At 45.3% G+C, this 12,786-nt stretch carries 12 protein-coding genes; 8 read left to right on the top strand and 4 right to left on the bottom strand.

What is annotated here, in order from left to right; all coding sequences use genetic code 11:
* Positions 1 to 57: 57 nt before the first annotated feature.
* Positions 58 to 987 (bottom strand): allantoinase PuuE, encoded by a 930-nt coding sequence (gene puuE / locus AWH61_RS04880; RefSeq protein ID WP_075176335.1) that lies wholly within the window; start codon positions 985 to 987, stop codon positions 58 to 60.
* A gap of 1 nt (position 988) precedes the next feature.
* On the bottom strand, positions 989 to 1,633 hold the full coding sequence (locus AWH61_RS04875; RefSeq protein WP_075176334.1) for a TetR/AcrR family transcriptional regulator: 645 nt from the start codon (positions 1,631 to 1,633) through the stop codon (positions 989 to 991).
* A gap of 408 nt (positions 1,634 to 2,041) precedes the next feature.
* On the opposite strand from AWH61_RS04875, the gene xdhA reads away from it, so the two are divergent.
* The 7 genes from xdhA to AWH61_RS04840 are packed head-to-tail and all read left to right on the top strand — an operon-like array spanning position 2,042 to position 10,224.
* Positions 2,042 to 3,487: a xanthine dehydrogenase small subunit gene (gene xdhA / locus AWH61_RS04870; protein ID WP_075176333.1), complete on the top strand. Its 1,446-nt coding sequence runs from the start codon at positions 2,042 to 2,044 to the stop codon at positions 3,485 to 3,487.
* Positions 3,480 to 5,846: a xanthine dehydrogenase molybdopterin binding subunit gene (gene xdhB / locus AWH61_RS04865; protein ID WP_075176332.1), complete on the top strand. Its 2,367-nt coding sequence runs from the start codon at positions 3,480 to 3,482 to the stop codon at positions 5,844 to 5,846. The genes xdhA and xdhB overlap by 8 nt, the downstream gene beginning before the upstream one ends.
* The gene (xdhC, locus tag AWH61_RS04860; protein ID WP_075176331.1) at positions 5,843 to 6,742 is read left to right on the top strand and encodes a xanthine dehydrogenase accessory protein XdhC; all 900 of its coding nucleotides are present in this window, start codon (positions 5,843 to 5,845) and stop codon (positions 6,740 to 6,742) included. Before xdhB ends, xdhC begins: the two co-directional genes overlap by 4 nt.
* Positions 6,732 to 7,235, top strand: coding sequence for a 2-oxo-4-hydroxy-4-carboxy-5-ureidoimidazoline decarboxylase (gene uraD / locus AWH61_RS04855; protein ID WP_075176330.1), 504 nt, complete (start codon positions 6,732 to 6,734; stop codon positions 7,233 to 7,235). The genes xdhC and uraD overlap by 11 nt, the downstream gene beginning before the upstream one ends.
* Before the next feature lie 57 nt (positions 7,236 to 7,292).
* Positions 7,293 to 7,619 (top strand): hydroxyisourate hydrolase, encoded by a 327-nt coding sequence (uraH, locus tag AWH61_RS04850; protein ID WP_014976192.1) that lies wholly within the window; start codon positions 7,293 to 7,295, stop codon positions 7,617 to 7,619.
* A 5-nt stretch (positions 7,620 to 7,624) separates the two neighbouring features.
* Entirely contained in the window at positions 7,625 to 8,917 is a 1,293-nt protein-coding gene (guaD, locus tag AWH61_RS04845) for a guanine deaminase (RefSeq protein ID WP_039225686.1), read from the top strand.
* A gap of 47 nt (positions 8,918 to 8,964) precedes the next feature.
* Positions 8,965 to 10,224 (top strand): urate hydroxylase PuuD, encoded by a 1,260-nt coding sequence (locus AWH61_RS04840; RefSeq protein ID WP_039225684.1) that lies wholly within the window; start codon positions 8,965 to 8,967, stop codon positions 10,222 to 10,224.
* A 43-nt stretch (positions 10,225 to 10,267) separates the two neighbouring features.
* Here the strand turns inward: AWH61_RS04840 and AWH61_RS04835 are convergent, their stop codons facing one another.
* Entirely contained in the window at positions 10,268 to 11,545 is a 1,278-nt protein-coding gene (locus tag AWH61_RS04835) for a diguanylate cyclase (RefSeq protein WP_075176329.1), read from the bottom strand.
* Positions 11,546 to 11,838: 293 nt separating this feature from the next.
* Here AWH61_RS04835 and AWH61_RS04830 point away from each other — a divergent pair, with 293 nt between their 5' ends.
* Complete coding sequence (locus tag AWH61_RS04830) at positions 11,839 to 12,114, top strand: putative quinol monooxygenase (RefSeq protein WP_075176328.1); 276 nt, start codon at positions 11,839 to 11,841, stop codon at positions 12,112 to 12,114.
* Positions 12,115 to 12,163: 49 nt separating this feature from the next.
* On the opposite strand, the gene AWH61_RS04825 is transcribed toward AWH61_RS04830, so the two are convergent.
* On the bottom strand, positions 12,164 to 12,523 hold the full coding sequence (locus AWH61_RS04825; RefSeq protein ID WP_014949063.1) for a winged helix-turn-helix transcriptional regulator: 360 nt from the start codon (positions 12,521 to 12,523) through the stop codon (positions 12,164 to 12,166).
* Positions 12,524 to 12,786: the final 263 nt, after the last annotated feature.

Below are 12,786 nucleotides of genomic sequence, written 5' to 3'. Positions count from 1 at the left end.
TTCACTTTCGTCTCTTCACTTTACTGTACTTCAAATATAGTAGGCGTACTGTAAACGCTACGTACGCGGCTTGTCACCACCATCTTTAGGATGAAGCTCCAACCAGTGACGGGCAATTTGCTCTCGTGTCGCTAGCCATACTTTATCATGAGATTTAACGTACTCGATAAAGCGCTTAAGTGCGGCGAGTCGAGCGGGCCGTCCTATTATGCGATTATGAAGGCCGATAGATAGCATCTTAGGCGCTTCTTCTCCTTCTTCATACAACACGTCAAACGCATCTTTTAAGTAGGTGAAAAACTGTTCCCCACTGTTGAAGCCCTGAGGCGTGGCAAAGCGCATATCATTGGTGTCTAATGTGTACGGCACCATTAATAACGGCTTGCTGTAATGGCAGTCGTAGTAAGGTAAGTCGTCAGCATATGAATCGGCGCAATATAAGATATCGTCGCGCTCTGCAATCAACTTCAGCGTATTCGGACTCGTTCTTCCTGTATACCAACCTACAGGTTTACTGCCCGTTAACTGCTCATGAAGAATAATCGCCTCATCAATTTGTTTACGCTCTTGCTCTTCGTCCATGTCTTGATAATGCACCCAGCGCATGGCGTGGCTGGCGATTTCCCAACCTGAATCCATCATGGCTTTTACGGCGTCAGGGTGTCGTTGCATAGCCATAGTGACGCCAAACACAGTAACAGGAATGTCGTATTTATTAAGCAAACGGTGTAAACGCCAAAACCCTGCACGACTGCCGTATTCGTAAATAGACTCCATGCTGAGGTGGCGATCTTTATACGCTTGTGCGCCGATAATTTCCGATAGGAATATTTCCGACGCCTCGTCACCATGAAGCACGCAATTTTCGCCACCTTCCTCGTAATTTAATACGAACTGAATCGCGATTTTTGCGTCGCCCGGCCACTTAGCGTGAGGTACATGTTGACCGTAACCAACCAGATCACGAGGGTAAACAGACTCTGTCATGCTACACCTCGAAGTTTTCTGGCACAGATAACCCACAGCCACCGAGCACGAGTTTTACCACTTGTTTTGTAGCGTCTTCAAAATCTGATTTTGTCATCTTTTTACCGCGTAGACGGGTTATTTGCGCAGAGAAGTCAGCATAGTGCTGGGTACTCGCCCAGATTGTGTAAAGCAAGTATTCACCTTCAACAGGTGGCAGTTTGCCGGCCTTTACCCATCCATCAATAACCGCAAGTCGCCCTTTCATCCAAAGCGCATGCTCTTCATCAAAGTAGCCACTTAAGTTTTGTGCACCATTGATAATTTCCATCGCAAAGATCTTAGAGGCCATTGGATGCGTTCGCGACACTTCCATTTTCTCGGCGATATAATTGGCGAGTACCTCGGCTGGGTCGTCTTCTACTGTGGCTTTATCAAAACGTGAGTTCCACAGCGAGAGGGTTTCTTCTAGTACCGCTACGTAGAGCTCTTGTTTTGTTTTGAAATAATACAAAACGTTAGTCTTAGGAAGTCCTGCTTCATCAGCAATTTTTTGTACTGCTGTGCCTTTGAAGCCAAACTGTGCAAAACATTTTTCAGCGGCTTGGAGTATTTTTCTTCTGTTCATAGCGCCAACGCCAGCGTCAGCACTTTTTACCTTCATCATTATTATTAAAATTCCTTTGCAATCTACTTTGCAAGCGCACGGGCAGTATAAATGCTGCATGCCTTTTCGATAGGTTAGCATTTATTGCCGACGAGTTGCTATGCTCTTATAGATCATACATACCCTATGCAGGGAGTGTTAACCATACTAAAACACGAATTACGCGAATAGTTCAAAACCTTGCACGAATCTTGCCTTAATCTTTATTAACAAATCGACGTAGTGCTTAGCAAAAGAAAAATAGAAAGGTATCACTTCTTTTTTTCCAATCAAATTTGCGCAAAATCATGGCCTTTTAGAACTCGGCCTTTTTTTATAAGCAATAAATTGACCAAATGGTCTACTTTTATTGAAAAAATACAGCTATATTAATGAATACAAGAATGAATAGAACAAGAAGGTGTGAGTATGATTCGCTTTCTAATAAATAACGATGTCGTTGAATTAAATGAAGCGCGGGCCGACCTCACCCTTCTACAATTTATTCGCGAACATCGCAAAAAAACAGGCACAAAAGAAGGCTGTGCAGCAGGAGACTGCGGTGCATGTACCGTAGTACTTGTGGAACCAGCCTCTTCAAATAGCGCTGCAGAACTTAATTATCGAACAGTGAATAGCTGCATCACGCTAATGAGTGCAGTTCATGGGAAGCAGCTTTTATTTGTTGAGCATTTGAACGATGGTAAACACTTACACCCCGTACAGCAGGCGTTAGTTGATCACCATGGTTCTCAGTGTGGCTTTTGCACACCTGGTTTTATCATGTCGATGTTTGCCTTATATCACAGCAATTCAAAACCAAATCGCGACGATGTGCTGCACGCCTTATCAGGCAACTTGTGTCGCTGTACAGGCTACCGCCCTATTATCGATGCTACGATGGCGGTGTGCGAACAAACACCTGATGATCAATTCACTGCACGCCAAGCTGCCACCCTTTCTACATTGCTGTCATTATCTGGTGAGAAACCCACTGGTACGGGCAATATCCATACGCCAACGTCTCGCGAAGAACTGAAGACTCTGATTCAAGCGCATCCAACTGCACAGCTAGTCGCTGGCAGCACGGATTTAAGCCTTCAGTTCACGCAACAGCTAAAAGATGTAGAAACGCTTATCAGTGTGACGCATATTGATGCACTAAAACAATGCACCAAAAGCGAGCATTCTCTTATTCTTGGTGCAGCTGTACCGCTAAATGATGCGGCACCTTTATTACTAAATGCATTTCCGCAAGTGGCTGAGCTTGTTACCCGATTTGCCTCGTTGCCTATCCGCAATCAGGCTACCATTGGCGGTAACGTGGCTAACGCTTCCCCTATTGGTGATATGCCACCGTTACTACTCGCGTTGAATGCCATACTGCATTTAGATAACGGCGAGAGCGTTCGTATGATCCCAATTAGCACATTCTTCACAGGCTATCGCGAGACCATGCTGGCGAAAGATGAATGGATAAGTGCAATAGAAATACCATTGAAACAGCCCAATCAAGCATTAGCTGCATATAAGATATCGAAACGATTTGAAGATGATATTTCTGCAGTATGCGCCGTATTTAATGTCACACTCGACAACGGCAAGGTAGAAGCCATTAGCAGTGGCTTTGGTGGTGTAGCAGCAGTTCCGTCAACCTGCAATGCGTTAGAAAACGTTTTGAAAGGTAAGCAGTTCGCTAGCAACGAATGTTTAACGTTGGGCAAACAAGTCTTATTCGATGCATTTTCACCTATCGATGATGTGCGCGCTACAGCCCAATACCGTAAAACTGTTTTAGCTAACCTGTGGCATCGCTTCTGGTTAGAGAACCAAACAGCAAACCAAATTGAAACACGGGTGGTGCAGCATGCGTAAGTTAATTGATGCCCCTAATCCACTGCAACAAAACGACAAGCAAAGTGTCGTTCACGTATCTAAAAAGCACGAGAGCGCAACACGCCAAGTACAGGGCAGCGCCAACTATGTTGACGATGTTATTGAACCTCAAGACACTCTTTATGCTGCAGTTGGTGTAAGCCAATGCGCAAAAGGTACGATTAACTCGATAAATCTTGACGCTGTTCGCCAAAGTGAAGGCGTTGTAGATGTGGTTACGATTGACGACGTGCCTGGCCATAAAGATATTGGACCTGTATTCGAAGGCGATCCGTTACTTGCTAATGGCGAAATCAAATTCTTCGGTCAGCCTGTATTTGCAGTACTTGCCACTTCGATAAACCTTGCCCGACAAGCTGCGCTAAAAGGGAAAGTAGAGGTGAGTGAAGCCAAACCTATACTTAGTGCCGAAGCTGCCCACCAGCAGCAAACGTTTGTGCGTCCCCTACATCGGTTTGGCCAACACACTGACCGCGTTGAAAGTACATTTGAAAAAGCGATCCACCAAGCACATGGCACGCTTAGTATTGGTGGACAGGAACATATGTACTTAGAAGGACAAGTGAGCCTTGCGATCCCTGATGAAGAAGATCGCATGAAAATCTATACGTCTAGTCAACATCCCAGTGAGGTACAAAAACTCGTTGCCGAAGTGCTAGATGTAAAATTGCACAGTGTAATGGTAGACATGCGACGTATGGGCGGCGGCTTTGGCGGAAAAGAAACGCAAGCCGCGCAATGGGCCTGTATAGCGGCTTTACTGGCATCGCGCAATCAATGTGCGGTTAAGCTTCGCTTACCACGCTTCACCGATATGCATGTTACTGGCAAACGTCACCCGTTCGAAAACGAGTTCGACGTGGCCTTTGACGAGACAGGTAAAATTGAAGCCACCCGCATGACAATCAATGGTATTTGTGGGCACTCGCCTGATTTATCTGACGCCATTGTCGATAGAGCTATGTTCCATGCGGACAACGGTTATTTCTTAGGTGATAGCGACATTGTTGGCCACAGATTGCAAACCAATATGGTATCGCACACCGCTTATCGAGGTTTTGGCGGACCGCAAGGTATGATTATGGCTGAAGCCATGATTGATAAAATTGCCCGTGCTATTGGCAGCGACCCCCTATCGGTAAGAAAACGTAATTTATACGGCCCCACGACAGGTAGTTTTACCCCCTACGGAATGAAGGTAGAACATAACCTTCTGCCCGATATGATTGCCGAGCTAGAAGAAACCGCTCAGTATTGGCAGCGCCGTGAAGCTATTGCAGCGTTTAACCGCGAAAGCCCGGTGATTAAGAAAGGTTTAGCGCTAACGCCTGTTAAGTTTGGCATTTCATTTACCGCGAAGCATTTAAACCAAGCTGGCGCTTTAGTGCACATTTATACTGATGGCAGTATTCAGGTGAACCATGGTGGTACTGAAATGGGCCAAGGGCTTCACACCAAAATAGGCCAAATTGCAGCCAATGAATTTGGACTAGATTTGGATATGATTGAAGTCACTGCCACACGCACTGACAAAGTACCTAACACTTCACCAACAGCTGCTTCAAGCGGCACTGACTTAAACGGAAAAGCCGTACAAAATGCGTGTATTACGCTAAAAGCCCGTTTGGCCGAGTGCTTTGCCAAAAGCTTAGGTCTAGAGGACCGCGCTGGCGACGTGCTATTCATTAATGAGCACGTGGTATTGGATGAGCACAAAATTACCTTTACCGAGCTTGTGCAGCAAGCGTATTTTGCTCGTGTATCCTTGTCTTCAAGCGGTTTCTACAAAACCCCAAAATTACAGTATAACCGCGACACCGGTGAAGGCCGTCCGTTTTTCTATTTTGCCTATGGCGTCTCAATGAGCGAAGTCTCTGTCGATACACTTACCGGTGAATATACGGTAGATAAAGTTAACGTACTCCACGATGTTGGCAACAGCCTTAACCCTGCCATTGATATTGGCCAAATAGAAGGCGCGTTTATTCAAGGTCTGGGTTGGCTTACCACAGAAGACCTTAAATGGAATGAAGCGGGTAAGCTGATAAGTGAAAATATGGCGACCTATAAAATTCCAGCTATTGGCGATACGCCAAAAGAGTTTAATGTGAAGCTGTTTGGTAGAAAGAACGCTGAAGACAGCATTTACCACTCAAAAGCGGTTGGCGAGCCACCATTTATGCTGGCTATTTCAGTGTGGTGCGCCCTTAAAGACGCCATATCTAGCCTATCTGGCTACACAGTTGATCCGCAACTAGATACACCAGCCACACCAGAACGGGTGTTAAATGCAGTAAGTGCTATGCAGCATTCTTCCAGTCGAGGCGGTGTTTTATGACACTCACTGCAGCAAAGTCATCTCGCGCGCCCCAATCATTTCGTGCAACAAACTGGTATGAGGGAATAGCCGAATGCCAAGCGCGTAATGAAGGCTATGTGCTTGTGACTGTGGTTGGCACTGCAGGCTCTACACCTCGTGAACCTGGGAGTAAAATGGTAGTTACCGCTTCACAGAGCATCGATACCATTGGCGGAGGGCACCTTGAGTTTGATGCCATTGCCCGCGCACGAAAGTACCTTGCAAAAGGCGAAGCATGCACTGAACTTCACAGCTACCCGTTAAGCAGTTCTTTAGGACAGTGCTGCGGCGGCGCGGTAAAGGTGCTATTTGACGTGTGTAACGTTCATCAGCAGCACATCGCCATTTTTGGTGCAGGCCATGTTGCAAAAGCACTGGTGCCTATTTTGGCTCAATTGCCTGTACGCATCTCGTGGATAGACAGTCGCGAGGAACTGTTTCCATCGTCTTTGCCAGCCAACGTGCACAAAGTCGTGGAAGAAACACCAGAGAGCGAAGTTAGACACCTTGATGAGAACAGTTGGCTGATTATACTCACCCACGATCATCAATTGGATTATCGCATTACAGAGCAGGCGTTAAAGCAACCTTCCCTCCCCTTTGTTGGGTTAATTGGTTCAGACACCAAAGCAAAGCGCTTTATTACCAAGCTGACTCAACGTGGGTTTGACGACAACGCGCTGGCAAGGCTATTTACGCCAATAGGTAACCGAGATATCCCTGGCAAGCAACCAATTGAAGTTGCCGTTTCTATATCTGCGCAAATTATCGAGCGTCTTCATGTAAAAGAAGTAACGGCAGGCAACAGTAACAAATACAGTGAGAAACCCGTTACAGCTTTTCACAAAGAAAAGGACACCACCAGTGACACTTAAAGAATTAAATACGCTAAGCGCTGAAGAGGCGTCTTCTTGGTTTGAGCAATGCTGCGCGGCGAAAACCTGGATTTATCAAATGGTAAAAGCACGCCCCTACAACGACAAGGACGCACTTGTTAATCAAGCGAAGAGCGCGTGGGCCAAATGCTGTGATGACGACTACCTTGAAGCTTTTACGGCACACCCCATGATTGGTGACGTTGATTCGTTGCGCAAAAAGTTTGCAAATACTAAAGCCATTGCTGCGGGCGAGCAGTCGGGTACAGCCAGCGCGTCCGAAGCCGTTTTACACCAGTTAAAAGAAGCCAATCACGCCTATTTAGACAAGCACGGGTTTATCTTTATTATTTGTGCCACCGGTCTTTCTGCGCAGACTATGTTAGAAGCATTACAAGCTAGGCTACCCAATACCACAAAGCAAGAGATTACCAATGCTGCTGCAGAGCAAATAAAGATAACCCTATTGCGTATTAACAAAGCGCTGGATTAACCCCCGTATTTTCAAAAAAATGGTCAATACGCATTGAATAGTTTTAAGGAAAACAGTATGAATACGCTTTCTAGCCACGTACTCGACACTACATTAGGTAAGCCAGCACAAGGCATTGCCCTTACACTTACACTACCTGACGGTAGCACCCTTTCGGGTGAAACGGATAATGACGGGCGTTTTAACAACTGGGGCGTTGAAGACGGTTTTGCCGCAGGCGTTTATACCCTGCGCTTTCACTGCAAGCCTTACCTTGTAGAAACGCATGGCAAAAGTTTCTACCCACACATTGATATTACATTTGAACTTGATGAGAATGGCGGCCATTATCATGTGCCACTTCTAATCTCTCCATTCGGTTTCAGCAGCTACAGGGGCAGCTAACAAACATGCAGCTTTTTCGTGCAAGCATTGCGCACTTTCCTAACCAAACTACACAGTTCGATAATGACATCGCTATATTCAAAGACGGTGGTTTGTTAGTAGACAATAAAGAAATAAAAGACATTGGCACATTTGAAGAGATAGCAAAGCGCTACCCGGCTGCCACTGTGACAGATTTTTCAGGCAAGTGGATTTTGCCAGGTTTAATAGACAGCCACCTGCATTATCCGCAAACACAGAGCATAGCTCATTATGGCGAGCAGCTGTTGAGCTGGCTTGAAAACTATACGTTTCCCACAGAAATGCAGTTTGCTGACAGTGAACACGCTAAAACCATTGCTAATGTATTTTTACGCCAATTGCTAAAGAACGGTACTACCACAGGTTTTGTTTTTACTACGGTTCATAAAAGCAGTAGCCACGCATTATTTAGTGCAGCAAGCGAAATTGATATGGCAATTGTGGCCGGTAAAGTATGTATGGACAGGAATTGCCCTAGTGCGCTTAATGACTGCGCCGACACAGCACAAGCTGACAGTGCACAATTAATTGAAACTTGGCATAACAAGGGCCGCAACCGCTATGCGCTAACGCCCCGTTTTGCGCCAACCAGTACTGAAGCGCAGCTTGCTGCATTAGGGGAACTTGCCAAGCAGTATCCCGACGTTTTCATTCAAACACACTTGTCTGAGAACTTAGACGAGATTGCATGGGTGAAGAGCTTATTCCCTAAAGCGGACGGCTACTTAGATGTATATGACACCTACAGCCTTGTGCGTGAACGTGCGGTGTTTGGCCATGGCATTCACCTTACGCCTAACGAATGGGCACGCTTAGGCGAAAGCGGCGCAACGGTGGCCTTCTGTCCGACATCTAACCTGTTTTTAGGAAGTGGCCTTTTTGATATGACCGCAGCGCGTGCTAACAAGGTCCATGTGGCCATGGCCACCGATGTGGGTGCAGGCACTACGTTTAACATGTTTAAAACCTACGGCGATGCATACAAGGTTAGTCAATTGCGCAGCGAGCCCATCAGCCCGTTAGAAGGCTTTTATCTTATGACCCAAGGCGCGGCCGTAGCTCATGCGCTTGATCATGAAATAGGCAACTTAAACCCAGGCACCACCGCTGACTTTATCGTTGTTGAGCCTAGGTTTGACGAATTGACACAATTGAGAATAAAAGAAGACGCGGACTTTGACGATGTGTTTTTTGCCTTGAGTATTTTAGGTGATGACCGCGCTATCGACCAAACGTGGATAAGCGGCACCTGCCGCTATAAAAAAGAACATCATTAATAACAGGCTGCTGTAGGGCCTTTGGGCCCTAAATAAGGAGAACAATAATGCCGTGGCTAGATTGGATAAGTTTATTTGTACGTTGGTTCCACGTTGTAGCGGGTGTAGCGTGGATTGGCGCGTCGTTTTACTTCATTTGGTTGGATAACAATCTACGCACGCCACCTAAATGGAAGCAGGATAAAGGTATCAAAGGCGACTTATGGGCTATTCACGGTGGCGGCTTTTATGAGGTCGCAAAATACGCCTATGGCCCAGAGAAAATGCCAGAAACACTGCACTGGTTTAAGTGGGAAGCCTATACCACGTGGTTATCGGGCTTCGCACTACTCATAATTGTTTATTACTTTGGTGCTAGCGCTTATCTTATCGACCCTTCGGTAAACGCCATGTCACCGACCACGGCAATATCTTTAGGTTTAGGGTTAATCTTTGGCGGACTAGGCTTATACGAATTTGCTTGTCGCAGCCCATTGGCAAAATATCCACTTGCCTTCGGTATTGGATTAGTCGCGCTTGTTTGTATTGTCAGCTACCTGTCTACCCAGTGGTTTAGCGGTCGCGGTGCCTATATTCACGTTGGTGCGCTTATTGGCACTATCATGGCAGGGAATGTCTTTTTCAACATCATGCCGAACCAGCGCAAAATGGTAGCAGCTGTAGCCGATAAGAAAGATATTGATCCTACTTGGGGTGCGAGCGCTAAATTGCGTTCGGTACACAATAACTACTTTACGCTGCCTCTGCTGTTTATCATGATTTCAAATCATTACCCCATGACGTATCAACACCCGCAAAATTGGCTGGTACTCATTGCGATAATGGCCGCTGCCGCTTGGATACGTCATTTCTTTAACTTGCGTCATGTAGGCACCACTAAACCTGGTATTTTAGTGTCTGGCGCAGTCGCCATGCTAGCAATCGCCCTATGGGTGTCATGGCCACAGTCGCCATCACATACATCGAATGAAGGACATGAAGATGTGAGCCTTGTCGATGAAGTAGGTAAAAAAGTAACGGCTAACAATGCAGTCGCCCAAGCGAGTTCTGAAGTAAGCAATGAGCGCGTAGTAAGCTTAATTACAACCCATTGTGTGGGTTGCCACTCGCGCACGCCAACCGACGATATCTTTAAAGTCGCGCCTTTAGGCGTAGTATTAGATACATGGGAAGATATTGAAAGGTTTGCGCCACAAGTGGTTCGAAGAACCACTGTGACCAAAGATATGCCATTTTTAAACAAGACAAAAATGACAGACGAAGAGCGTCAGGAAATAGCGCGCTGGTTCGCTCAAAGACAAAAATAGAATGGCGAAAGCGATGTAGATATCGAGTCTCAGGAATAGCTGTCTACATCGCTTTATCAATCGCGGTTAAAACTTGCTGATAACGCTTTTTTCCGTACATTACCTCATCGGCCTTATCTAGCCACTCCTGCACGGTTTCAATCCCTTCGCTCCACTCAACCCAGCCAACACTGAAGCCAATTGGTACTACCTTATTGCCATCTACATTAACTTCAAAGTCGCTTTGGGCAACCCTATTAAAAAAAGCTTCCGTTTCCTTTTCACCCGTGCCATAGAGCAAGATGACAAATTCATCTCCTCCAATACGACCGAATCTATCACTATCACGAAGCAAACCACTCATTCTTTCAGAGAACTCAACAAGCGCCTTGTCTCCTACCTTGTGACCGTATTTATCGTTAATTTCTTTGAATTTGTTTAAGTCTATATAAACAAGCGTTGACGTTTGTTGGCCACGATCCATACGAGAAATTTCGTCACTTAACTGGCTAAATATCTCTCTCCTATTGGCAAGTCCAGTGAGCGAGTCGGTTTTCGACAGGTGCTCTAATTTAGTGACGGCGCTCATCAGAGCTTGCTGCTGTGTTTTCTCTCTTGTTATATCGTCGGCCGTACCTAAAATAAGCGACTGCATTTCACGGTCGTCAAATATCAAGCTTCCGCGATCGTGAAGGTACTTCACTTCGCCTTTCGAGTCGTATATACGATATTGAATATCCCAATTCTGCAAAGGGCGTTGACTGAACAGTTTTAACACCCGTGCTTTATCATCTTCATGTACATGATCAATAAAGCTCATAGGGTTACAGTAAAGTTCGTACTCGTTGCGACCGAATATGTTTAAATAGCCATCGTTAACGTATTGCAGTTTAGACAAGTCTGGCGTCGCCACCCATATAAACGTTCTATCAGAAAATGCGCTAACAATTTTGCTAAACAAGGCATCAACTTGAAAGAGCTCAGACTGGATGCGCTTTTTCTCGTCGATATCTTCCACAATAGAAATAAAATAGTCTGGGTTGCCGCGCTGATCTCTTACTAAAGACACTGTTAACTTCGCCCAAACTTGCTCGCCATCGCGCCTTACATATCGCTTTTCAATCGCATAGTCATCGATATCACCTGCCATCAGGCGCTCTAAGTAACTTAGATCTTCATCAAGATAATCTGGCGCAGTTAATTCTTGAAAGGTTAACGTCGTTAGTTCTTCATCAGAATATCCTAAAAAATCACACAGTCGCTTATTTACACGTATAAAGCTTCCATCCACGCTTACGTGAGCGAGCCCAACAGGACAAAAGTGAAAAGTTTTTTCAAACATAGGGCATCGCCCCGTTCGGTAATTGCATTCCGTCGCCTCAAGAGGTGGCACTCAAAGGATAATGAGCACCCTTTTATACTTTAGTATAAGTCATTATAGATTAACTTTTTTCATTCGCTAAAAAATGCATCTAAGAAAAAGGCTTAGATAGCGTCTAACTGCGACATAGCGGTAAAAGGCATTTGATGGTGGAGATTGCTTTTCACCTGAAAAAAGTTGCTAGTCAGCTTTAAACGCTAACCATTACTCCGTTAGTTGCCTATGTTAGCGTTTTTTCTCAATAGGACAGTAAAATGATCGAGTTTTCAGTCGTAATCTATTCTCAACCAAACCAACAAGATGCACTTTTAGACGCATTGTTACCCTTGGTTAAATCAAGCCGAAAAGAAGTCGGCGCAGTGATGTATGACCTACATGCAAGTGAAGAGGGTGTGTTTGTTATTACGGAGAAATGGCAATCTCAGGATGCCCTTGATGCTCATGAAGCTACTGAACACTTTGTTGGTTTCCAAGAAAAAGCCGGAGAGCTTGTTGAAAAAGTACTTCGATTACCGCTAGTGTCGGTCTAGCGCTTTATAAAGCAAATGCGGTGAGATAAATGCTCACCGCTAGCGGTATTTAATCATTCGTGTGGTTTTCAGACCAGACTCTTAGCTGTTCAAGAATATCTAGCGCTGAGCGCCCAAACTCGGTGAGACTATAAGCAACCGCAATTGGACGAGAGTCGATAACGTTGCGGATCACCATACCGTTGTTTTCCAGCTCTTTAAGGCGCTGATCGACCATCTTCCGGCTGGCGCCGCCAAGCATTCTACACAGGTCGTTAAATCTAACAGGCTCATCTTTGAGATGATAAATAATAGAACCCGTCCACTTTCCACCAATTAGGCGCATTCCACGCTCTATAGCACAAGGCTCTGTACAAGTATTTAGAACGGTTTTTCTACCCTTAGCGTCTGTTTTTATTTCACTTTCCATCTATTTTCCTAAAAAAGCCACCTAGTTACTAAAAGTATACTAATTGTTTGTTTGAACAAGGTAACTAAAATAGACCACATAAGCAAGTTTGGCCTCTAGTATACCTTTAGTTAATTAGTCTAACTCCAATTCGAAAGGTTCATTCGGGCGTCTATGGAGTGAGCGGTTATTAAAGGGAGAGCCAACGCGGCCAGATTTTAATAATTCCAATTAAAACAGGCAAAACAGACCGTTCAAACCAAGTACAGCGCCTTGGCGAGAGC

The organism is Alteromonas sp. W12, assembly GCF_001924945.1.
Classification (GTDB): Bacteria; Pseudomonadota; Gammaproteobacteria; order Enterobacterales; family Alteromonadaceae; genus Alteromonas; species Alteromonas macleodii.
This window is presented reverse-complemented; position numbering and strand designations above follow the sequence as displayed.

Bases quoted from the DNA above. Each gene is read 5' to 3' on its own strand.
- AWH61_RS04835 (WP_075176329.1), bottom strand. From the start codon at position 11,545: ATGTTTGAAAAAACTTTTCACTTTTGTCCTGTTGGGCTCGCTCACGTA.
- AWH61_RS04875 (WP_075176334.1), bottom strand. From the start codon at position 1,633: ATGATGAAGGTAAAAAGTGCTGACGCTGGCGTTGGCGCTATGAACAGA.
- puuE (WP_075176335.1), bottom strand. From the start codon at position 987: ATGACAGAGTCTGTTTACCCTCGTGATCTGGTTGGTTACGGTCAACAT.
- xdhA (WP_075176333.1), top strand. From the start codon at position 2,042: ATGATTCGCTTTCTAATAAATAACGATGTCGTTGAATTAAATGAAGCG.
- AWH61_RS04830 (WP_075176328.1), top strand. From the start codon at position 11,839: ATGATCGAGTTTTCAGTCGTAATCTATTCTCAACCAAACCAACAAGAT.
- guaD (WP_039225686.1), top strand. From the start codon at position 7,625: ATGCAGCTTTTTCGTGCAAGCATTGCGCACTTTCCTAACCAAACTACA.
- xdhC (WP_075176331.1), top strand. From the start codon at position 5,843: ATGACACTCACTGCAGCAAAGTCATCTCGCGCGCCCCAATCATTTCGT.
- uraH (WP_014976192.1), top strand. From the start codon at position 7,293: ATGAATACGCTTTCTAGCCACGTACTCGACACTACATTAGGTAAGCCA.
- AWH61_RS04825 (WP_014949063.1), bottom strand. From the start codon at position 12,523: ATGGAAAGTGAAATAAAAACAGACGCTAAGGGTAGAAAAACCGTTCTA.
- AWH61_RS04840 (WP_039225684.1), top strand. From the start codon at position 8,965: ATGCCGTGGCTAGATTGGATAAGTTTATTTGTACGTTGGTTCCACGTT.
- xdhB (WP_075176332.1), top strand. From the start codon at position 3,480: ATGCGTAAGTTAATTGATGCCCCTAATCCACTGCAACAAAACGACAAG.